This window comes from Salinimonas sediminis (assembly GCF_003429285.1).
GTDB classification, from domain to species: Bacteria; Pseudomonadota; Gammaproteobacteria; order Enterobacterales; family Alteromonadaceae; genus Alteromonas; species Alteromonas indica.
On the sequence record NZ_CP031769.1, the window covers coordinates 1,549,607 to 1,572,674 of the forward strand.

At 47.9% G+C, this 23,068-nt stretch carries 20 protein-coding genes; 11 read left to right on the top strand and 9 right to left on the bottom strand.

The features are described 5' to 3' along the window. Positions 1-47: 47 nt before the first annotated feature. The 4 genes from D0Y50_RS07010 to D0Y50_RS07025 all read left to right on the top strand — a co-directional run bounded on the left by D0Y50_RS07010 (position 48) and on the right by D0Y50_RS07025 (position 6,595). Positions 48-2,540: a glycogen/starch/alpha-glucan phosphorylase gene (locus D0Y50_RS07010; RefSeq protein WP_117316140.1), complete on the top strand. Its 2,493-nt coding sequence runs from the start codon at positions 48-50 to the stop codon at positions 2,538-2,540. 188 nt (positions 2,541-2,728) lie between these two features. Further along, a complete protein-coding gene (locus D0Y50_RS07015; RefSeq protein ID WP_108566315.1) occupies positions 2,729-3,214 on the top strand; it encodes a hypothetical protein in 486 nt (161 codons plus the stop codon). Positions 3,215-3,492: 278 nt separating this feature from the next. Beyond that, positions 3,493-5,952, top strand: coding sequence for a vitamin K epoxide reductase family protein (locus D0Y50_RS07020; RefSeq protein ID WP_117316142.1), 2,460 nt, complete (start codon positions 3,493-3,495; stop codon positions 5,950-5,952). A gap of 214 nt (positions 5,953-6,166) precedes the next feature. Further along, a complete protein-coding gene (locus tag D0Y50_RS07025) occupies positions 6,167-6,595 on the top strand; it encodes a DUF2383 domain-containing protein (RefSeq protein ID WP_108566313.1) in 429 nt (142 codons plus the stop codon). Positions 6,596-6,818: 223 nt separating this feature from the next. On the opposite strand, the gene D0Y50_RS07030 is transcribed toward D0Y50_RS07025, so the two are convergent. Further along, a complete protein-coding gene (locus D0Y50_RS07030; RefSeq protein ID WP_108566312.1) occupies positions 6,819-7,763 on the bottom strand; it encodes an SDR family oxidoreductase in 945 nt (314 codons plus the stop codon). Between the two features lie 182 nt (positions 7,764-7,945). Between D0Y50_RS07030 and D0Y50_RS07035 the strand changes: the two genes are divergently transcribed. The 3 genes from D0Y50_RS07035 to D0Y50_RS07045 all read left to right on the top strand — a co-directional run bounded on the left by D0Y50_RS07035 (position 7,946) and on the right by D0Y50_RS07045 (position 10,826). Further along, a complete protein-coding gene (locus tag D0Y50_RS07035; protein WP_108566311.1) occupies positions 7,946-8,839 on the top strand; it encodes an AraC family transcriptional regulator in 894 nt (297 codons plus the stop codon). A 358-nt stretch (positions 8,840-9,197) separates the two neighbouring features. Further along, positions 9,198-10,391: an MFS transporter gene (locus D0Y50_RS07040; RefSeq protein ID WP_232366475.1), complete on the top strand. Its 1,194-nt coding sequence runs from the start codon at positions 9,198-9,200 to the stop codon at positions 10,389-10,391. A gap of 168 nt (positions 10,392-10,559) precedes the next feature. Beyond that, positions 10,560-10,826 carry a DksA/TraR family C4-type zinc finger protein gene (locus D0Y50_RS07045; protein ID WP_108566310.1) on the top strand — a complete coding sequence of 89 codons (267 nt, stop codon included), beginning with the start codon at positions 10,560-10,562 and terminating at the stop codon, positions 10,824-10,826. A gap of 445 nt (positions 10,827-11,271) precedes the next feature. On the opposite strand, the gene gloA is transcribed toward D0Y50_RS07045, so the two are convergent. From gloA to betB, 8 genes are all read right to left on the bottom strand, one after another. After that, positions 11,272-11,820, bottom strand: coding sequence for a lactoylglutathione lyase (gloA, locus tag D0Y50_RS07050; protein ID WP_108566309.1), 549 nt, complete (start codon positions 11,818-11,820; stop codon positions 11,272-11,274). Between the two features lie 195 nt (positions 11,821-12,015). Further along, entirely contained in the window at positions 12,016-12,183 is a 168-nt protein-coding gene (locus D0Y50_RS19495) for a hypothetical protein (protein ID WP_170145463.1), read from the bottom strand. A 194-nt stretch (positions 12,184-12,377) separates the two neighbouring features. After that, complete coding sequence (locus D0Y50_RS07055; RefSeq protein ID WP_117316144.1) at positions 12,378-13,253, bottom strand: DMT family transporter; 876 nt, start codon at positions 13,251-13,253, stop codon at positions 12,378-12,380. A gap of 63 nt (positions 13,254-13,316) precedes the next feature. Continuing rightward, positions 13,317-14,063 carry an AraC family transcriptional regulator gene (locus D0Y50_RS07060; protein ID WP_108566307.1) on the bottom strand — a complete coding sequence of 249 codons (747 nt, stop codon included), beginning with the start codon at positions 14,061-14,063 and terminating at the stop codon, positions 13,317-13,319. A gap of 108 nt (positions 14,064-14,171) precedes the next feature. Continuing rightward, positions 14,172-14,870, bottom strand: a complete 699-nt coding sequence (locus tag D0Y50_RS07065; RefSeq protein ID WP_117316146.1) for a TorF family putative porin — start codon at positions 14,868-14,870, stop codon at positions 14,172-14,174. Positions 14,871-14,882: 12 nt separating this feature from the next. Beyond that, positions 14,883-16,100 (bottom strand): BCCT family transporter, encoded by a 1,218-nt coding sequence (locus tag D0Y50_RS07070; protein ID WP_117316147.1) that lies wholly within the window; start codon positions 16,098-16,100, stop codon positions 14,883-14,885. A gap of 85 nt (positions 16,101-16,185) precedes the next feature. After that, positions 16,186-17,862 (bottom strand): choline dehydrogenase, encoded by a 1,677-nt coding sequence (gene betA, locus D0Y50_RS07075; RefSeq protein WP_117316150.1) that lies wholly within the window; start codon positions 17,860-17,862, stop codon positions 16,186-16,188. Positions 17,863-17,871: 9 nt separating this feature from the next. Further along, entirely contained in the window at positions 17,872-19,335 is a 1,464-nt protein-coding gene (gene betB, locus D0Y50_RS07080) for a betaine-aldehyde dehydrogenase (RefSeq protein ID WP_117316152.1), read from the bottom strand. Between the two features lie 508 nt (positions 19,336-19,843). On the opposite strand from betB, the gene D0Y50_RS07085 reads away from it, so the two are divergent. The 4 genes from D0Y50_RS07085 (at position 19,844) to D0Y50_RS07100 (ending at position 22,983) form a co-directional block, all read left to right on the top strand. After that, positions 19,844-21,154: a putative bifunctional diguanylate cyclase/phosphodiesterase gene (locus D0Y50_RS07085; RefSeq protein ID WP_117316154.1), complete on the top strand. Its 1,311-nt coding sequence runs from the start codon at positions 19,844-19,846 to the stop codon at positions 21,152-21,154. A 61-nt stretch (positions 21,155-21,215) separates the two neighbouring features. Beyond that, a complete protein-coding gene (gene astE / locus D0Y50_RS07090; protein WP_117316156.1) occupies positions 21,216-22,238 on the top strand; it encodes a succinylglutamate desuccinylase in 1,023 nt (340 codons plus the stop codon). Between the two features lie 2 nt (positions 22,239-22,240). Continuing rightward, positions 22,241-22,660 carry an HIT domain-containing protein gene (locus tag D0Y50_RS07095; protein ID WP_117316158.1) on the top strand — a complete coding sequence of 140 codons (420 nt, stop codon included), beginning with the start codon at positions 22,241-22,243 and terminating at the stop codon, positions 22,658-22,660. Further along, positions 22,657-22,983: a heavy metal-binding domain-containing protein gene (locus D0Y50_RS07100; protein WP_108566299.1), complete on the top strand. Its 327-nt coding sequence runs from the start codon at positions 22,657-22,659 to the stop codon at positions 22,981-22,983. The genes D0Y50_RS07095 and D0Y50_RS07100 overlap by 4 nt, the downstream gene beginning before the upstream one ends. Positions 22,984-23,068: the final 85 nt, after the last annotated feature.

Below are 23,068 nucleotides of genomic sequence, written 5' to 3' on the forward strand. Positions count from 1 at the left end.
TTCTTTGTATTCAGGCGCGGTGTATCATTAACCAATGAGAGAGTGATATGAACGCAAAAGCTTCAAAGACCGATGCTGTTCCTGATGTAAAAATGGACAAGGGTGAATTTAAGTCTGCCGTTATACGCCATCTGCATACCACATTAGGTACAGATGAAAACAAAGCCAATAGCCATGCCTGGTGGAAAGCAACGTGCGCAGCCATGCAGGAAAATGTGCTGGAAGGGCTTCGCAGAACTCAAAAAACCCACTATATGAACGACACCCGCGCGGTACATTATTTTTCAGCGGAATTTCTAATGGGTCGTTTGTTGTCTAATAACCTGCAAAACTTTGGATTATACGAAGTTGCCGAAGCTGGCTTAAAAGAGTTGGGCGTAGAGATTGCTGATATTCTGGAAGAAGAGCCGGATATGGCGCTGGGTAACGGCGGCTTAGGACGTTTGGCAGCCTGCTTTATTGACTCGCTGGCGACCATGGAGTTACCTGCTATAGGTTATGGCATCCATTATGAACATGGTTTGTTCAGACAGGAAATTAAGAGCGGCGCACAGATAGAACGGCCGGACAGCTGGCGCGATTATGGCAATCCATGGGAGATCTGCCGCCCGGAGTCGATTCAGGAAGTATCATTGTTCGGTTATGTTGAAACCAAATATGGTGATAACGGCCGCATTCAAAAAGAATGGCACCCAGCGTCTATCGTAAAAGGTGTGCCGTGGGATATTCCAGTAGTCGGTTACGGTGGTAAAACCGTTAACGTATTACGCTTATGGCAATCAGAAGCGTCGGATTACTTTAACTGGGATGTTTTTAATGCTGGCGGTTATTTGGACGCTCAGCGCGAAAACGTACAGGCCGAAACAATTTCCAAAGTGCTTTACCCTAATGATGAAACCGAAGCGGGTAAAGAGCTGCGTTTAATTCAGCAATATTTTTTCTGTTCATGTTCATTGAAAGACATCATTCGCCGTTATAAACGAGCGCACGGTGATGACTGGAGCCGTTTCCAGGACCAGGTGGTGATACAGCTAAACGACACTCATCCGGCTATTGCCATTCCAGAGCTTATGCGTATTTTAGTTGACCGCGCGGAACTGGACTGGGATACCGCCTGGGGTATCTCCACTAAGGTTTTTGCCTACACCAACCATACATTATTGCCAGAAGCGCTGGAAAAATGGCCAGCCCGTATGTTGGAAAAAATTCTGCCGCGTCACTTAGAAATCATTTATGAAATTAACCATCGCTTTATGGATGAGGTGGATAAGAAATGGCCTGGCAATAACAGCATGAAATCTAAGCTGTCGATAATTGAAGAAGGCAGTGAAAAAATGGTGCGCATGGGCCATTTATCAGTAGTGGGGTCGTTTCGGGTTAACGGTGTGGCAGAGCTGCACTCGCGTTTAGTTAAAGAGAACCTGTTCCCCGAGTTTGATCAACTCTGGCCGGATAAATTAACCAATGTGACCAACGGTATTACCCCTCGTCGCTGGTTAAAAGCCTGTAATCCAGCCCTATCTAAACTGATTGACAAGAAAATTGGTGAAGATTGGCCGTTAAACCTGAAGAAGCTTGAAGGGTTGGCAAAACATGCCACCAATAAAACCTTTCAAAAGCAGTTTATGCAGGTCAAACAAGCCAATAAACAAATGCTGGCAGATGAAATTAAGCAGTCAATGGGGATTGAGGTTAGTGTTGATGCTATCTTTGACGTACAAATTAAACGCTTACACGAGTATAAACGCCAGCATTTGAATCTGTTGCACATTATGGCCCTGTATCGTCGTATTCTGGAAAACCCGGATTACGATATGCATCCTCGTGTGTTTATCTTTGGCGCGAAAGCGGCGCCAGGCTACAAGTTGGCCAAAGATATTATCTTTGCTATCAATAAAGTGGCCGATAAAATCAATAACGACCCGCGGGTGGGCGACAAACTTAAGGTGGTTTTCCTGCCTAACTATCGGGTATCCCTGGCAGAGAAAATGATTCCTGCCTCTGATGTCTCAGAGCAAATCAGTACAGCAGGTAAAGAAGCCTCAGGTACCGGTAATATGAAGTTGGCGCTAAACGGTGCAATTACTATTGGTACGCTGGATGGAGCGAACGTTGAAATTGCCGAAGAAGTGGGCGATGACAATATCTTTATCTTTGGTCTGACCGTAGAAGAGGTTAATGAAGTTGTGGCCGCAGGCTATAACCCTAAAGACTATTATTACAAAGATGCGGAAATTAAAGCCGTACTGGATTGGTTAGAGACTGACTACTTCACACCAGGCAAGCCGGGTGCGTTGGTGTCAATTAAACAAAGCTTGCTGGATATGGGCGACCCCTATCTGGTACTAGCAGACTACCGTGCTTATTCAGATGCGCAGATTGAAGTCGACAAAGCCTATCGCGATAAAGACCGCTGGGCGCAAATGGCGATTATCAACACGGCGATGATGGGCAAGTTTACTTCTGACCGCTCCATTCAAGATTATGTTGACCGTGTATGGAACCTGAATGCGTGCCCGGTGACCCGGCCTAAAATTTAGTATTCAGTCATTCATTAATACTGTTAAAAAACCGCTGCTTGTCAGCGGTTTTTTTATGGTAATTAGCCAATAAGGTCTGCCAGGTTATTCGCATTAACAGTTTATTTACTTAATCCGGTTAATGGTTTCCCCTGTATATAGATGGAACAATATTAAATAACTTTGAAAATAATAGCCGGAGACCTGGAATGAACAAAGCTAATCAGCTAGCCGCCCTTACTGCAGCAACACTGTTACCGTTGTCGCTGTGCATGAATAGTGCTTTTGCCGTGCAGGATACTTTGCAAACTGAAGGCGAATCGCCTACACAGACAGCGCAGCAGGAAGCGCAAGTGGAAATGAGCGAAGCTAAGCGTGAGGCCATGCAAGAAAAGCGCGAAGGTAAGCACGAAGCGCGTGAACAATGGAAATCCATGAGTGAAGAAGAAAAGCGTGAGGCAAAGGAGGCCAAGCGTGAAGCGATGAAAGAAAAACGCGAAGCTAAAAAGGAATGGTCTGAAGAAAAACGTGAAGCTAAGCAAGCTACCCGTGAAGCAAAACGGGAGGCCAAACAGGCCAAACGTGAAATGAAAGAAAAGCAACGTCATGCTGAGCAGGAAATGGATGAGGATAAACCCATAACACAGCGCGAACTGGAACAGACTGAACGCGAGGCGCTGGGTAGCGATTATTAATTAAGGTGCTTAGCCGCACGCGATAGCCATGAATTAGCTAATCCACTCAGCACTTGATCAATTGCCCGCTCTATGCGGGCTTTTTATTGGGGAACGGCCCAAGCGATCTCTCCTGTTTGCGTCTATCAAGCTAAGCACCGCCGTTATTTGTGCTCAGCTAAAGGAGGGATAACCAGAAAACTACCATATACCAGGGAAGGGTGATCTACTAAGCCGGTTATCTGCTACTTAAATGGGTAACAGGATGGTTTAACCACGACTTATTTTCAGGGATACATATGGCACAACCAATTGTTCTGGTAAGTGGGGCGTCCGGCAATTTAGGGCAGTCTTTATGCAAAGCATTACGTGGGCGTTTCTACACCATTGGGTTAGATATTAATGATGCCCCATGCGCCGATGAGAGCTTCCACTGCGACTTTACTACGCCCAGCTCCATTGAACTGGCACTTCATAGAATTAAGGAACAGCATGGGGACCGGATAGCGGCGGTGATTCATCTGGCTGCCTACTTTGATTTTACCGGTGAACCCAACTCCCTTTATCAAACCCTTAACGTCGACGGCACGCGGCATTTTTTGTCACAACTGCAACGTTTTGCGGTAGAGCGTTTTATTTACGCTTCTACCATGTTGGTGCACGAAGCAACCGTCCCTGGACACAAAATTAACGAAAGTAGCCCCGTGCAACCCGGCTGGGCGTATCCAGAGTCCAAAGCGCAGGCAGAAGAGGCGGTGCATCAGGCCCATGGCACCATTCCCTTTAGTATATTGCGGCTGGCGGGACTATATGATGATCATAGCGCTGTGCCTACATTGAGTTATCAGATAGCGCGGATATATGAACGCGATATAAAAAGTACCATGTATTCGGGCGACCTTATGGCTGGACAGTCGTTTATTCATGAAGACGATATGCTGGCGTTATTTGATGCTGTGTTGGAACGACGGGACGCCTTACCGTTTAAACATATTGTGTTGGCCGGTGAACCGGAGGTGATGGGGTACCAGGCATTACAAAATAGGTTAGGTCAACTTATTCATGGTGAGCAGGAGTGGCAAACCTATGATATTCCAGAGTTTATTGCTAAACCTGGCGCCTGGTTTCAGGATAAGGCTGAACCTGTGGTGCCTGACGCCTTTGACCAGGGAGAAAAACCTTTTATTAAGCCCTTTATGATTGATCTGGCCAGCGATCATTACGATTTAGATATTAGCCATGCCCGAGATGCGCTTGGCTGGCAACCGCAACATACTATTTTTGATAAATTAGCGGTAATGGTCAGCAACCTTAAGGCCGATCCGCCCGCTTGGTATCGTCAAAATGGCATTGTATTATCTGACTGGATGCAAACCGCCGAAGAAAAAAACGTCAATGCCGACACCTTGCGGGAAAATCACGAAACCCAATACCAACAACAGCATTACGGTTCATTGTGGGCGCACTTCACCAATATGTTGCTGGCATTTTGGCTGTTGACGTCCCCGTTTATCCTGGGTTATGAAAGCCAGCAGATGCTGATCAGCGATATGGCAAGCGGGGCGGCCTTGCTGGTTTTCGCTTCGCTCTCGTTATCATGGCGAATGGGGCTGGCCCGATGGGGCGCCGGAGCAGTAGGGTTATGGTTATTGGGCGCACCACTGCTGTTTTGGGCTCCCAGCGCCGCAGCATATCTTAATAACACTTTGGTAGGAATGCTGGTGTTAGGGCTGGCGATAGGTATTCGCCCAGTGCCGGGTGTAAGCGAAGCCGCTGCCCAAACCGGCCCCAATATCCCCCCGGGGTGGGACTTCAATCCGTCCGGCTGGGTGCAGCGCATGCCGATCATTGTGCTGGCCCTGGTAGGGTTTTTTATCTCTCGCTATTTATGCGCTTACCAGTTAGGCCATATCGATGCTGTGTGGGACCCGTTTTTTGGCGGGGCAACAGCGAACCCGAAGAATGGCACGGAAGAAGTGATAACTTCATCGGTATCTGAAGCATGGCCGGTTCCTGATGCCGGACTGGGAGCCTTAACCTACGCGTTGGAAATTATCACCGGCTTGATGGGCTCGGTTCGACGTTGGCGTACCATGCCCTGGCTGGTCATGTTGTTTGGCATTATGATCGTGCCTCTGGGAGTGGTGTCGATTATTTTCATCATTATTCAGCCGATTGTTATTGGTACCTGGTGCACCCTTTGCCTGATTGGGGCTGCAGCGATGCTTATACAAATTCCTTATTCGCTGGATGAACTGGTCGCGACAAGCGAATTTCTGTATCGGCGTAAGAAACAGGGTCGGCCTTTACTTCGCATATTCTTTTTAGGTGATACAGACGATGGAGAATGGCAGGGTGACGCATCTGAGTTTCGTCGGGGGCCGTTTACTATCATTAAAGACATGGTCGCTGGTGGTGTAACCATACCCTGGAACCTGGGCCTGGCAATGTTAGTGGGGCTATGGCTGATGTTTACCCGCCTTACTCTGGATAGTACAGGTACAATGGCAAATGCTGATCACATTATAGGCTCACTGGTACTTACGGTAGTGGTAACAGCGTTCGCCGAGTCCGCCAGAGCAGTGCGTTACTTACTTATTCCTTTGGGAATCGGGTTATTGGTTACCCCGTTTGTATATAGCGCAGCGCCCATTGCCATGGTGGCTAGCATACTGTGTGGTGGGTTGTTGATAGGATTAAGCCTGCCCAAAGGCAAAATAGGAAATCGTTATGGATTATGGACAAAAGCCATTGTTTAACAGTTTTTTACAGCTTGCATCAGGTGCAATCCATCACCCGCGCAGCGAACAGGTTATATACTTTAAAACGCACATAAGTGGATAATCAACATGAAGTTTTTAGCTGCTATTGATCTAATTTAGCGGGGTTGAATTATCAATAACCAGAAGCGCTGATGTTAATGGCCAGACGCTTCTCTTTTTACTATCTTTCACCACATTTAAGGATATTAATATGGACAAGGGCGCTAAACTTTTAAAAGAACTGTGTGAAGCTGATTTCGACGCCATTGAAGCCTACGAAGAAGCAATTAAACGACTGGACGATAAAAGTATTGCTGATAAGTTAGCGCAATACCGTACCGACCATGTATCGCACACCGAAGTACTTAATCGCTTTTTGAAAACGCGTAACGAAGAAATGGTGGATGGTCCTGACGCTAAACGTCTGCTCACTGAAGGTAAAGTGGTCATCGCTGACCTGTTTGGCGATAAAGCTATTCTCAAGGCTATGGTAGCCAATGAAAAAATTATGGTAAAAGCCTACGAAGAAGCGCGCGACTCTGATGCGTTAAATGTAGATGAAAAAGCCCAGCTCGCTAAACACTATGATGATGAAAAGCGTCACCATGCGTGGATTAAATCTACCAGTGAACAGCTATAGATCTTACCAGCTCCGGATTTTTAACCCTTCGTGTAGGGTTGCATGGTACCCGTTCAGCCAGATAATGCTTTGAGCAGTGTTGGTATGAATAGCAACGGGGCATACCCTGCCAGGGCACTACAGCCCACAGTCATCGTGTTAAAAGCAGCGCTACGCTGCTTTTTTATTGACGGCTGAGTAAATGATGCGCGGCCCGGTCAGGGTCTGGCCCATTGTGCCGTTTTCAAATAGGCCAGGTAAACCCTGTTTTATGTTCCGATACCGTCCATAATTTAGCTGCCATGGCCGTATCAAGTGCCACTTCATGCAGCACGCATTCGCCTACAGGCCCTACCATATCAGCGCGTTTAGTAGGGCCATATAACGTGAAGGGCTTTACAGTGTGATGCGTGGCACACATTACTTCGGGCCAGGCCCCTTTTTGCGCTGATTGTGCAATAAGCGGCGCCAGTAGCGACCATATTATTTTGTTTAACCGGCTCGCGGTATCTTTCAGCAGATTAGTCCGGGAGGCGCCGGGATGGCAGACCCGCACCTGAACGTGCTTAGCGGCAGCCTCAACACGTCGTTGCAGTTCAAAAGCAAATTGCATTTGCGCCAGTTTACTCTGGGCGTAGGCATTCCAGGCAGAATAGTTATTAGTAAAGTCTATATCATCAAATTGAATCTTCTTCAGGCCCATTTTATACGCATTACTGCCCACTACCACAATACGCCCGCGTGAGGCATCAATACACTCAAATAACAGACCACAAAGCAGGAAATGACCTAAATGATTAACCCCAAACTGGCTTTCAAAGCCTTCAGCGGTAGTGGTGTGCTTCGCTACCTGCGCGATAGCAGCATTACAGATAAGCGCAGTTATCTTCGGAGCAGGAACTAATAATTCTTGCGCGGCACGTCTGACCGAGTCCAGCGAGGCGAAATCCATACGAATAAAAGATACCTTAGCATCATCCCCAAATTCTTGTTTAAGCGCGGCGATAGCGGCAGTCGATTTGGCCGAACTGCGGTTCAGCATTATTACCTGTGCGAGTTTGGCCAGTAACAGGCGTGAGGCCTGAAAACCTGCTCCGGTATTGGCGCCGGTAATAACGAAGGTCTGTCCGGTCAATGTGTCTAATTGGTGTGGGGACCAGTCGTATGGGCTATCGGTAGTCGCATTCATATTTACTTTCGCCTGACGCTTTTTAATCAACAATAAAAGGGAGCAATAGTGATGGGTGTAATATAAGTCTCATCCTTTATGAAAAATAGACGTAATAGTTGCTAATACATGCCTGATTGTATCAAAATGAATAATTTAGCCAGTACTTGAATAGTGTTCGGCAATGATGCGGGAGGACCACAATGTATAGAGAAGCCTTAAAGCAGCTAATTAACGCCAGAGTAAGTCATGAAGGTATGCACGAAACAGGGGTGAAAGGAGTACAGCTGTTTAAAGTAACCCAGTCTATACGTTGCGCCCCGGCGGTATACGAGCCCGCCATTATTGCGATTGTAAGCGGCGCGAAAGAAGCCATTCTTGATGGTAATCGTTACCGTTATGACCATCGTCAATACATGTGCTGTACTATGTCGTTGCCCGTAGAAGCAGGCACACCTGAAGCCTCTGTGGATAACCCGTTACTGGGCGTTTACATAAAGCTGGATACCAGGGTAATGACCGAACTGGCCATTGAGATGCAAAATACTGTTGGCGCCATCAGACAACCTACAGCCAGTTTACAGCCGCAGGGACTGACATTATCGGATTGGGACAATACCTTTAGCGACGCCCTTTCTCGGCTGATCCAATTAGGCGATAACCCGCAGGATATCGCGATTCTGGGTAATAGCCGGCTTCGTGAAGTATATTATGCGGTGTTAAAGGGGGCTGCGGGCAATGCAGCAAAACGCGCGTTTGGGGTAGGTAACGAAATAGCCCGTTCAATTGAATATATATCAACCCGTCTGGGGGAGGCTATCACCATTGAAGATATGGCGGCCAGGGTAGGTATGAGCAGGGCGGTATTTCATCGAAAGTTCAAGCAGGCTACCACGATGTCACCTATTCAGTTTGTTAAGGCTATGCGGCTGAATAACGCCGCTATGAGTATTGCCGCTGGGGCCAATGTTAGTGCTGCAGCGATGGAGATGGGGTACGTAAGCTCTTCGCAATTCAGTCGTGAATTCAAGCGTATGTATGGCCTGTCGCCGCGCCAGTGGAGCCCGGTAAAGCAACGTGCGGCAGGTATGATTTAGCGCCAGCCGGGAACAATCGACAAGGCTGCCATGACCAGTTCTGGCACGCTCTGTGGCTTACTGTTCACCACTATCTAAAGGGGCACCACTCCAGTGAGGTGACAAGCCCCCCGGGGGTGTGACGTATATCACCCGTTCCCGCCAATACACGTGTTGTTCGCCATATGTAGCGTGGGTGTGGTTGCTCTTTGTGGTATGCATAAGCTCGCTGTGCGAGCTGACCGAGGTTCTGCTTAAGCCGTGTCAATCAATACAATTAATGCTGAAATGACATAAATAGGGGCTGAATTAAGCATTTCTATAATAATGTGCGCTTGATTACACTGCCCGGCATCATCATTTTATCGAGAGTGTGGTTATGCACAAAGACATGCCATCAGAGATATTGCGCCCCTCTATCATTTTTTTACTGTCCTGCGCGGTGGCTGCTACGGCTGCTAATCTTTATTACACCCAACCTTTGTTGCCATTAATGGGCAAAGAACTTGGCGTAGAAGCGGGCCAACTGGGTATGATCCCTGCATTAAGCCAACTGGGATACGCCGCAGCAATTCTGTTGATCTCGCCATTAGGCGATGTGTTACCCCGGCGCCGGCTAATTAATATCCTGTCCGTCACTCTGGTAGGTGGCGCATTGCTGGCGTACGTTGCTCCCAATAGCGTTTTTCTTGGATTAGCTTGTCTTATAATAGGTATTAGCGCAAACATCACCCAGCAAATACTTCCCCTTGCGGCCACACTAAGCTCGCCGCAAAGCCGAGGCAGGGTGATCGCTTCTATTATGACGGGCCTGACCACCGGCATATTGCTCTCGCGTACCATTAGTGGTGCAGTAGCCGAACACTTTGGCTGGCGCATGGTGTTTTTAATGTCGGCGACGATTGCCACTGTTTTTGGCCTGATGTTACACCGGATACTGCCAGATCGGCCGTCGCCTTTACAACGTTCCGCTGAGGCCGTCAGCTATAAAGCGTTGTTACTAAGCCTATGGACATTGCTGCGCTCGCACCCGGCGCTGCGACAATCCATGCTAACCGGAATGTGCTGGTTTGCGGCTTTCAATGCCTTGTGGGCAGCATTAGCATTACATGTTACCTCGGCCCCATTTTATTTTTCGGTGCAGCAAGCGGGGTTATTTGGGGTCGTAGCACTTGCAGGGATCGCGGGGGCAAAATTATCAGGTAGATGGGTCACCAAACTGGGGGTGGGTAATACAATCAATCTGGGTATTGGGTTGATCCTGATTGGCTTTGGAATTAGCGCGGCGGCGGGTGAGTCACTAAGCCTATTGATTATAAGTATTGTGCTGATTGATTTTGGCGTATTCATGGCTCAGGTGGCCAATCAGGTGAGGGTTTTTTCAATCGATTCAAATGCGCAAAGCCGGGTAAACAGCGTATATATGCTGGGGTATTACCTGGGCGGAGCCATAGGCTCGCTTAGCAGTGTCGCAGTGTATGACATCGCTGGCTGGCAAGGCGTTTGTATTCTGGCGGCGGCCTTTTTATGTAGTAGTTTGATAGCTAATCATAGTAGTCAAAGCAGACTTTAGCTGAATACGTCTTAACCGCCAGACCGCATACCGCGATGTACTTATAATCTGGCGTTTTGTATAGGTCAAGGACGGGGCCATTGTGGGTTTTCTTTGCGGCGCATAGCGGCGGTAAATGATCTAATTGGTTAGCGCGGCGATATTAATTATTTTCAGCGGGAGATAATCATGGCCGGCGGATGGGCTAAAGATGGTGCGGTGCAGGATCAGATAGACGCCAGCGTTGAAGATGCGGTGGCCCGGGCGAAAAGCCATTTACCCCATGGCGAAAGCGCAGAGTTCTGCGAAAATTGCGACGAGCCTATTGCCCCGGCCCGGCGTAAAGCGATACCTGGGGTGCAGCTGTGTATCGCCTGCCAGTCGATTGCTGAAAAGAAAGCCACATCTCATTCGTCGTTTAACCGACGTGGCAGTAAAGATAGCCAGTTGCGATAACTATCCTGAGAAGGTAAAGGGGGTTGCACTAAAGATTTAACAGTGGGATAAGTGCAGGTCGCAAATGGTGTCTGGCTTTGAATGCATGCGTCTTTACCCAGGAATATCTTTTCAGTACTCAGATTTATCAGAAGACTGTTTTTTCATCACAAAGGCCTTACAGCCCACCGATTTTGCAGCTGTGAGTCCTTGCGCTCGCCAACCGAAGGGTGTGGCGGGAGGGGGACCCGATTATGTCCCCCAGTGCAATATAGCTTCAACCCAGGGTTAGGCCATCAACAATGGCGCAACCCAGGGTTAGGCCATCAACAATGGCGCAGAGAGGCAACCGCTATTGCTTCGCTCTTTACCTATCTAACTTATTCATACGCTCTCGCCGCAAGGCCAGCGCACAGTCACGGCCAATACAAACAGCCGTGCTGTCATCTGGTCCGGCAGCGCGGCTTTATCCTTGCAGGTGAGGCTGGCAAATAGTGTTAACCTGTGCGGCATTAAAAATCTCTATCCAATACCCGTCTGGATCCTGAATAAACGCAATTCCTTTCATTGATCCATCCTGAGGTCGTTTTTGAAACGGTACACCCAGCTTATCAAAGCGTTCGCAGGCCGCTTCAGTATCTGGCACATGAAAACCGATATGGCCAAATCCTTTAGGATTGCTATTCCCATTATGATAACTCACCGTTTGCGGCGTATCGTCCCAATTGTGGGTAAGCTCCAGCATTGCCGGACGCCCAAAGGTTTGCTCAGTTCGCTCCGCGTCATCGTGACTGATATCTGATAAAGCTTCAGAGCTGGTCAAAAAATACAGACTAAACTTCATCTGGGCAAAATCGAGCCGTTTCAACAGTGTCATACCCATTATACGGGTATAAAAATCCAACGACCGTTCAGGGTCGGCGATGCGTAACATGGTTTGGTTGAAGACAAAGCCGGAGGTGGCAGCGTCCTTGGTTTCACATAATCCTTCGGCCTGGTCAAAATGGCGGCTCATACGAAGCTCCTTACAAAACGGTTATGAATGAATACAGCACACAATAGGGATCGTTGGGGCAATACACAACCTTCTGTAGGATTAGCCACCTGATAGCAACGCCAAATGGGCCAAGGCCTATAACGTCAGGCCACACCCTCATCAAAGACAGCGGGTGGGGTTAAGGTTGCAGCTGTAAATTTACCAGCCCACTGCCTACCCCATACGGTTGCTACCGCATTGTTGCTGCAACATTTTTACCGTAACCCCCGTGAATGGCGTTAGCCAGGCTTTGGGCCATCGGTCGTCGGTCATCGGCCTTTTCGGGTAAAGCAATACCACGTCTTTGCCGTAATCCAATCCGGTCACCAACCCTAGCGACATAAAGGGACCTATTGTGTTTATAGGAAGAGTTACCTCCCCGGATATTTAGCGCCCTTAGCAACTCACTAGCAATTTATTAGCAGCGTATGCCGGGGAGTTTGTACACTTGCGCATAATCTTTTGCCGATTTCTGCACCAAAATCCATAGTGTATTGATTCGCAGGTTTAGCAACGTCGTTACCTGGGGAACGTGTTCATGGTAAGTTCCTAAACGCGGTAACCCGGGCATGAATAACAGGGGCCCGATGAATGATCATAGCGCCTGCTAAAATAAGACAAACAGCTGTGATAACGGCGCTTGATAACGCGCTCAGACCAAATAGGTACAGCGCTAAAGCAGAGATAACCGGCGTCGCAAAGCTAATCGAAGCCAGTAAACTTTGATTACCTTTTTTCATGGCGGTATCCCATAAATAAAAGGCTCCACCGATAGGCCCTAAGCCGAGTAATACTGCGTTGGCCCATTGTAGCGGGGTGAATGTATAAACGGACGTTTCAGCAATAACATGGGCAGCCAGCGCCAGTAGCGCCACCACTAAAGATACCCAGCCAATATCCTCTACCTCGCTGTGCGATCGAGATAAAAACCATGAATAGCCTGACCAGATTAATGCACACAACAGGGCTAGCAAATAGCCAAAGATGAATTCAGCTTCTATTTGCAGGGTTGCGCCTGCCATTACCAGATATACCGAGCCCAAAAAGCCCAGCAGGCCGCCACACAAGGCATATAACCGTAGCCCCTGGGGCGCTACATAGATACCCAGTAAAAGGGGCCACAGGTAGCCGATTAAGCTGACTTCAATTGCCGGTGCAAAGCGTATTGCCATAAAATAACAAAAGTGAAAGCCAAATAAGCAGCCCGTATGTACCAGCCATTGAATAACAGTGAGGGAGGGCGGGGTGAGCAGCTTTTGTCCACGACATAGCCGCAATACCATCATGATTAGAAAAGAAATACTGAAACAGATAAAAAGTAGTTGAAAAGGCGGTATAGCTTTTGTCTGCAAGCTGAATACCGCCAACATTCCCCACATAAGTATTGCGGCAACGCCAGCTGTGTTAGGCACGGTACATCTCCCTTATCGTTTCTTTGACGGTAAGGTTACCGTTTATATTGAATATAGTTTGTGCTAAAAAGTCACTTTTTTGGGCTCGTCAGGCGTTTTTATACGGCGCGAAAAATGTTTAGGAGAACGGCCAAAGACCGTGGTAAAGCGCCGGCTGAACGCTGATACGTCATTGTAGCCTACCTCCAGCGCCACGCGGGTAACTGGCATATCGGTAAATTGTAACAGCGACCGCGCTTTTTGCATGCGGACTTGCGTGATGTACTGGCCAGGGCTGGTACCTGTTTTCTCGCGGAAACGCTTCTTAAACTGCGTCACACCCAAGCAAGCGTGGCGGCATAATACCTCTAACGATAATACTGATTCCGGATATTGGTGGATTTGGCTGATAGCTAATTCAATTTTGTCACCAGCGCTACGATGTATATGGTGGGGGGTAAGGAGCTGTTTAAACAGGGTAATCAGGGTGGTTTCCACTGTCATCAGCGTACTTTGCTGGAGCTGTAGTTCGACAAACTGTAAATAGGCAGACAAGGCAGCGCTGAGCAAAAATTTGGGGCTGGTATGGCGGGCGAAGGCTGCCGGTAATGCAGCCAGATCGGCCACTACAAATCGGGCTTGCTCATTCGCGCTAAATGCGTGATTGGTGCCAGCCGGGATAACGATCCCTTCGCCTACGCCAATCGCTCCCTCAAAAGTATGCATAGCCAGTTTGATAACGCCGTTAAGGGGCAGCACCAGTTGACAAAAGTTATGCTGATGAGAAGCAACGTTGCGGGTATAGGCACGGATAGTTAACGATTCATGCATTAATTTGCACGCCCCAAAGCCATTAATGTAGCGTTTTATCCGTAAAAAATACAAGTATTGAATGGGGGAGGGCCGCTTAGATAAACGGCCCCGCGCTGATTGTACTGGTTAAAAATCAAACGTGCGGCTAACGCTGGCCACGATACGCTCATCAGCGGTATCATAATCCAGTGTGGTATCTTCAGCGGCCAGTTCCAAAACAAAGCCCTGCCAGCTGGTTTGATACGCTACACGATAGTGCACATAGGATTTATCGTTGGTATCCCACAGATAACGATCGCCGTCCAGTGAGTTTGAGGTGTCAATGCTCACCCGCAAAGCGTGGTTTTGCGCCAGAGTAAAGGTATGCGCCACCATGCCAATCACATGGCTACCGCCTAACCCAAAATAGTCCCATGAATACCAGCCATTGAATTCTGTCATCCCGTAATCTGAGGTATAGCCGAACTTGGCCCATACTTCAGGATAATTTAACCCGTTGGCGGCAGAGGAGCCCATATAGGTGTAATACGCAATGCCATAATCCATCGACCAGTCTTGGTTAAGCTGCTGCCAGTGTCCGGCATAAAAATCCAGTTCCTGCTCAGCCGCCTCACCATAGTCTACATTCGACGTCCACGCGCCGGTATACCAGCCTGCGTCTGCGGCATAATCGACACTTGCTTGTAAAGCGGGATCGTTTTGGGTCTGGCTCACACCGTTGAACATATAGTCAGAGGCCAGCGTAACTGTGGCTGACCAGTTCGCCCAGCCGGGGGCGCTTAATAGCAGCGCGCCCGTACCGATAATCATTTGTCTTAGTTGCATCTTGTTCACCCGCTAATTCGACGATTCAATTTTGGTGTAATCCAGCTTATTTTCTTTAGGTGAGCTTTCAATATTGCGTACGTGGCTCATTTTCTTGTAAAAAATATAGCCCAGACAGCAGTAAAATAAGCCGATAACCAAGGCGCCTACCCACTGTATTTTCAAAAAGTCTATTTTGAACAGCATGGTTAATGCACATAATGAAACAAAGTTGAAAACGAAATACTTTGTTTTACCTAGTCGTTTGGATGAAATATTCAGGTTGTCGGTGTATAGCCTGATTAGCGAATCGAGTGAATTGATCACAAAGACCACGCCCACAAATACCATCGCGATATTGCGGATGCCGCTCGTATCCAGTCCCGCTTCATGATAGTGGTAAAGTACGCCAAACCACAACGCAATGGGAATAGAAGGAAATATCATCATTGCACCCAGTACCTGATAGGTTTTCAGCCCCCCCACAAAGCGTGAAGTAAACTGCCCAATCATAATGCTCCAGGCAAACCACCAGAATAAATAAAAGGCATGGTAATCATTAATCGGGAACAAAAAGTGCTGAATATTGGCAAAGTAACCCCCTAACATAGTGGTGGCTTCAAAATACTCAGCCATTGGGCTGTTACCCCATAGAAAAGCGCTCCCCCACATAAAGAAGATCAAGCCGATAAACATCCAGGTGGTCGAAATACTTAATATCCGAACATATTTTAAGTCGGTACTGCTATAAACCGAAAATGCGATAGCGGCAAATACGATGAGATAAAACACCGGCATAATAGTTTCGCCATCACCTAACCTTGGCAGGTACCAGGGGAGGTTGGAAAGCAGCAAAAACGCGGTGAATGCGCAGGTACCAATAATGACCACATTATTGATAAATTTAACCCAGCTTATTTCAAAGAATTTTACTTTAGGTTCAATGACACAAAAGTAAAAACAGGTTAGAAAATAAAATGACCAGATAAAGAAGCCCCAGAAACCAAATTCAATAGCCAAGGGGTTTGTGAAGTCATATTCGGGGTTCGCCCCGGTATTGGCATAGCCACCGAACTCGGTCAATGGAAACATGATCAGGCCTACGTCCAAACCGGACGTAAACAGAATTGCGACAAATGTCAGCGTTCTTACGGGTGTCACACCCACCATGCGCATATTGCCCCATTTCGCTACTATAAATACTATGGCAGCGAGGGTGAGCAAGATGCCGGCACTTAACCACATCTGCATGTGTTGTCTCCTGTTTTATCGTTATAATAATTATTGTGCGCCTTAGGAAAGTATAAGACGCACGCGGGCGGTGGGCCCGCCTCCTTTATTTGCTGGCGGTAAGCGCTGCACTACGTTGCTTGGTTTGCCAATTTTGTTCTTCAATTACCGCGGCGTTTTCTACCGGCAACAAGTGATTGCCCAGAATATGGTCCGCGGCCTTTTCTGCGACCATAATAGTCGGACCATTCAGATTACCGTTGGGTATGGTGGGGAATATAGATGAGTCCACAACATGTAGGTTATCAATGCCATGCACGCGCGTGGTGGAGTCTACGACGGCCATATCATCTTCCCCCATCTTGCATGAGCAAGAAGGATGATAAGCGCTCTCTACTGCACTGCGTACGAAGGCGTCGATTTGCTCGTCGGTCTGAATAGCTTCGCCGGGCTGAATTTCACTTCCCCGATAGGCATCAAATGCCTGCTGATTGATAATTTCCCGGGTAAGCCTGACACAGGCCCTGAAACCTTCAATGTCGTCAGCGTGTTGCAGATAGTTAAATTGGATCGCTGGCGCGTCGTCCGGGCTATTGGTTTTTACCCGGACAAATCCGCGGCTGCGGGGCTTATTATGGCCAATATGCACCTGAAAGCCGTCACCATCGAATGCACTTTTACCGTCGTAGCGAATAGCCGCAGGTAAAAAGTGGTATTGCAGATCGGGCCATTCCACACCGGCTTTTGAGCGAATAAACCCGCATGATTCGAAATGGTTGGTCGCGCCCAGGCCGGTTTTGAATAACATCCAGCGTGCGCCAATCATGCCTTTGGATACCAGATCCAGTTCGCGATTAAGCGTGATCGGCTGTTTGCAACGAAACTGGAAGTAAAACTCAAGATGATCCTGCAGGTTTTCGCCCACACCTGGTAAGTGGTGCAAACATTCAATGCCGGCTTTTTCCAGATGTGTCGCATTGCCTATACCAGATAACTGCAGTAGATGGGGTGAGCCAATAGACCCTGCACTTAAAATAACCGAGGTTGCCGCGCGAGCCTCAATCATTTTGTCGTCATGTTTATAGCGTACGCCTACCGCCTTTTTACCCTCTAGCAACACTTTGTGTACCGTAGCATGCGTAACAATAGTTAGATTGTCCCGGGATTTAACCGGGTCCAGGTAAGCCCGCGAAGCGGAGCAACGCTGGCCGTCTTTTACGGTCATATGCATAGGGCCAAAGCCTTCCTGCTGGGCCCCGTTATAATCAAAGGTTTCAGCGTAGCCGGCCTGCTTACCCGCTTCAATAAAGGCGCCATACAATGGGTTCTTCATTTCGTTGCCATTATTGGTGCCCAGGGGCCCTTCGCCACCGCGGTACTCGTCTTCGCCTAAATACCATTGCTCAGCCCGTTTGAAATAGGGCAAACAGTGTTGATAGTTCCACTGCTGCGCGCCGTACTGCTCCCATTCATCAAAATCTTTAGCGTGGCCACGTACATACACCATGCCATTGATTGAAGAGGAGCCCCCTAGCACTTTGCCGCGGGGGCAATGCATGACCCGGTTATCCAGATAGGGCTCGGGTTCTGTGTGAAATTGCCATGCATATTTTTCCGTGTTCATCGGGATAGATAATGCGGTGGGCATTTGAATAAAAATACTTTTGTCGCTGCCGCCGGTTTCTATCAGTAATACTTTGTGATCTGCATTATGCGACAGCCGATTGGCCAGCACACAACCTGCTGACCCCGCTCCCACAATGATATAATCAAACGTTTCCATCGGGCCTCCTTAAAATGGACTGTCTAAATCAACCATGCCCATATATACCGACTTTGTCTGGGTATACTGGTTTAACGCCTCGATACCATTTTCACGGCCGATACCTGATAATTTGTAACCGCCCACCGGCATTTCAGCTGGTGAAGCTCCCCAGCTGTTAACCCAGCAGATACCAGCTTCCAATTGATGGATAACCCGGTGCGCCCGACGCACATTTTGCGTCATGATACCTGCGGCCAGACCAAGTGGGGTATTATTGGCCCGGGCTATAACTTCCTCTTCGTCCTTAAAGGTCAGGACACTCATCACCGGGCCGAATATTTCTTCGCGCACAATTGTCATATCGTCGTGGCAATCGGTAAACACGGTCGGTTCGACAAAATAGCCGCCGTCGGCTCCTGGTACTGACATTTTATTGCCGCCGGTGAGCACGGTGGCACCTTCTGCTTTGCCTTTAGCGATGTAATCCAATACCAACTGTTGGTGCTGTTTTGAAATCAGAGCACCAAAGTTAACCTCCAAGTCCTGAGGATCGCCGGCTTTTATATTATTTTCGGTACGCTGTTTTAGCTCGCTGATAAAGGCGTCGTAAACACTTTCATGCACAAATACCCGGGTGCAGTTGGTACACACTTCACCTTGAGTATAGAAATTACCTAACATCGCCGCCGCAACTGCTTGAGATATATCAGCATCTTCAAACACAATCAGGGGTGATTTCCCGCCCAGTTCCATGGTGACATCTTTCAGATTACTGGCAGCTGATGCCATGACTTTTTTACCGGTACCCACTTCGCCGGTAAAAGAGACTTTTTCGATAGCGGGGTGGCCGGTTAGCCACTGACCTACGTCGCCTTCGCCCAATACCACATTGAAGACGCCTGCAGGTACACCGGCTTCAATAAATACTTTCGCCAGCTCAACCGCGCCCCTGGGAGTTTCTTCTGAGGGTTTAAATATCATGGCATTACCGGCAGCTAAAGCTGGGGCAGATTTCCAGCACGCTATTTGAATCGGGTAGTTCCAGGCGCCAATGCCGGCGCAAATACCCAATGGCTCTTTACGGGTGTAGTAAAAATCGCCGCCCAGGTCTTGTTGCTGTCCTACCTGGGTAGGGGCTAAATTTGCAAAAAACTCGATAGCATCCGCGCCCGTTACCACGTCTACACAGTTTGCTTCCTGCATAGGTTTGCCGGTATCCAACACTTCATACATGGCCAGCTCATCATTTTTTTCCCGTAACAGGGCTACGGCCCGTAATAAAATACGAGACCGGTCCATCGCGGTCATGGCGGACCATTGCTTAAAGCCGGCTGTAGCGCTCTCTATAGCCGCTTGTTTTACACTATCATCAGCAATTTCAATTTCGTAGATCACCTTACCTGTGGCAGGATTTGTTACTGCAATGGTTTCGCCAGTGGTATTGGCCATGGGTTCACCATTAATAAAATTCTGCAAGCGCGGTATGCTCATAGTTTAGCTCCAGGTAAATTAATCAGATAAATATTGATTCAGCTCTACTCTTTTTTGGTCGCATCTTGAATTTTAGACACAAAAAAGCGCCAGACTAAGGGCCCCTCCGCTGGTAAATATATGCTGCAATCCTTTGTAATGGCTGAATCTACGGTATATATACTAAAGCATATGAACATTCGGCTCAAAGATTGTGGCACTTTTGTTCTATGTTATAGAAAGATATAGCATTATTATTATGCCGCTGAACGTGCTTTTTCAGCGGTTGGTCGGCGCTTGGCTGGGAGCCAGAAGAACATTGGGTTAGCCAATAACATCAAATCAAACGATTAAGCTGTAGGGCCAACCCGTTTCGCGCATTTGTTTTACTGCTAACATTCCGTTTGTGAAAATAATAAGGTATGGTCAGCTATACCTTTTATGGCTTGAATGCACGCTGACCTCATGCTCTTATGGTCGCCTTCATTTGTTTTATGTCTGTCTATATTAATTCGGGAAACATGAAGTAATGCCTAAATTGCATCAGACCCTGGCAACCATTCCCAACCGCTATGCGTTTATCAATCAGGTTGATAAATTTGCCCAATGCCATGACAATTTCACTCTGATGCTAATTGATGTGGTGCGCTTTTCTGATGTAACCACCAGCTTAGGCATCACCGTGGGTGACCGCTTTTTACTGCAAATCGCGAATCGTATTATCTCCTTTTTTGATGACAAGATTTGTTTTGGCAGGGTGAGCGGCGATATTTTCGGCATTATGTTTCCAGGTAAAGCCGAACAGGGTTTAATGTTGCGGCGTTACGAGCGCATGACAGAACATTTTAAAACGCCAATGCATCATGAACAGCACGCCTTTATTGCTGACTTTAATGTAGGCGCAGTAGCCGGGCGCCAGCACGGTTTTCAAATCAGTAATTTTATCTCCCGGGCAGAAGCGGCGCTAAAGCAGGCCAAAGAGAATAAATATGAAAACTTTTATATGCTTGATGGCACCAGCTACGCGCCAAGCGGGCGGCGTCTTGCGTTAAAAGCTGACTTACGCCGGGCAATGGCCCGAGACGAACTCGAATTATATTTCCAGCCCAAAGTGAATCTATCGACCCTGCAGATTGTGGGCGCTGAATGTTTGCTACGCTGGAATCATCCGTTAGATGGCGTAGTATTTCCCGGCCCGCTTATTGAAGCGGCGGAGTCATATCATATGATGAATGAACTGGCTTACTGGACTTTGAACCAGGCATTTCACAGCTTAGCCAGCATGAGTCTATCGGGGTTGACGCCGCGTTTGTCTATCAATATTTCGCCTACCCAGCTGTACGACAGTCAGCTTATCCCCCATATTAAAATGCTTTGCGAAAGATACGGATTCGCGCCTGCTAAATTCGAACTCGAACTTACCGAAGATGTAGCACTATCCAACTCGTTAATGGTGAAAGAGCAATTAGCCCGGCTGCGCGCGCTGGGGATAGCCATTGCGGTGGATGACTTTGGCAAGGGGTACTCAAACCTGGCATATATCCGCGATTTAGACATCACCGCGCTAAAAATCGACAAAAATTTTGTGATGGGGTTATCAGATAATCAGGTTAACCGGGCCATTGTTCAGGCGGCGAAGATTATTGGCGATGCCAAGCAATGCGAAGTGGTTGCCGAAGGTATTGAAACCATGGAACATTTGCATATTTTACGGGAATTAGGCATTACCACCGGGCAAGGTTTTTTATTTTCCCGCGCCATCCCACTAAACGAATTTGTTACGTTGGCCCAGCAGGATATTATTGTTGGCAGCTCTCCTTTACGTAAGCGCCTGGGCTAGTTTGGCTTTTAGCAGCTAACTGGGTAGACTAAACAGCATTGACCATTACCTACCGGGTTTTATGAAAGCTGAACTTTGTCACAAAGGCGACTTTTTATCTACGTCACGTCACTCCCCGCATTTATTTGAAAGCGCAACTGAATTTACTTTGCAAAATGGCATTCGGGTGGCTATCACCGGCCCTGGTATTATTAGTTTTACGCCGGCGCGCTGGGAGGATGACACTAAACACATAGTGTTATCTTGTGGGATTCATGGCAATGAAACTGCACCAATAGAATTATGTGACGAGTGGGTAAAAAACATACTTACTGAACAGGTCGAGCCGGTCCACCGCGTATTGTTTCTATTTGGCAATTTACCGTCAATGGATATTGCCAAACGGTTTGTTGAAGAAAATATGAACCGGCTATTTTGCGGCGCCCATAGCGAGGGGCCGGGCTTGGTTAACGCCGAAAGACGGCGGGCCAAACAATTGGAAGAGGCGGTAAGCGAATTTTTTAAACCGGCAGGAGCGCTGCGCTACCACTACGATTTACACACCGCCATACGCGAATCAAAAAACGAAAAGTTTGCGGTGTATCCTTATTTGCATGGTAAAGCTCATGATAAAGAGCAAATTGCTTTTTTAAGTGCCTGCGGGGTGAAAACCATTTTACTTTCGCAAAGTCCTACCACTACGTTTAGCTATTACTCCAGTGTGACGCATCAGGCGCACGCCTTTACCGTCGAGTTGGGCAAAGTTCAGCCCTTTGGCCACAATGATATGAGCCGGTTTGCGGCGGCCAGAGCCACTATTAGCGCGTTACTTACGCAACCGCAATTAGCCTTACCCTGTGCCCAGGATGCCGAGATATTTACGGTTAACCAGGTAATTAACAAGCAAGCGGACGACTTTAGTCTGCACTTTGCTGACGATACCCCTAATTTTACTGGTTTTACCAAAGGTACGTTATTGGCAGAAGAAACCGGAGCCCGTTATGTTGCTGAGTATGACGGTGAAGCGATTGTATTTCCTAATGCGAATGTCGCTGTGGGCCAGCGCGCTCTGTTAACTGTGATTCCAACTGAACTGGATGACTAAGCATGTTTGAACTTGATACCAGGCTGGCGAACGATACATACTTTGTCTGCGATTTACCTTTATGTTCTGTTTTGCTAGCCAATGATAGCCAGTTTCCTTGGTTGATTCTGGTACCGCGCCGTCCGTCAGCTACCGAACTTTATTTACTTGACCCAGCCGATCAGCAGCAATATCTGAAGGAGTCGGCCCAGGTGTGTAATGTGTTGGAACAGTTGTTTTCCCCGGCCAAGCTCAATGTCGCTGCGCTAGGCAATGTGGTATCACAGCTGCACATTCATCATGTGGCCAGGTTTACTGAAGATTGTGCCTGGCCTGCGCCCATCTGGGGGCGACAGGCCAGTATTCCCTATCCCCCGAAGCAAGCTCACGATCTTATTGATAGAGTGACATCTTTACTTATACAACAGGAGCTTAACCCATGATCCTTACCACTACACCAAATGTTGAAGGGCATCAAATTGAGCAGTATTTTGGTATTGTTATTGGCGAAGCCGTTATGGGCGCTAATGTATTCAAAGACTTTTTTGCTTCAGTGCGCGATATAGTTGGGGGCCGCTCCGGGGCTTATGAGGGCGAATTAACTAAGGCCCGAAAGGTAGCATTTGCCGAGTTGGAACAAGAAGCCCGTAATATGGGAGCGAATGCCGTAGTGGGGATTGATATAGATTACGAGGTAATGGGCGAAAAGGGCAGTATGCTGATGGTAAGTATTAGCGGCACGGCAGTGAAAGTAAACCGACCGTAAAGTGACTGGCAAACGGCTGGCGCTGGCGTGTGGTGTAAGTGTAAGCAGCAGGGATAAAGCGCCATTGGCAAGCGCTTTACCCCAT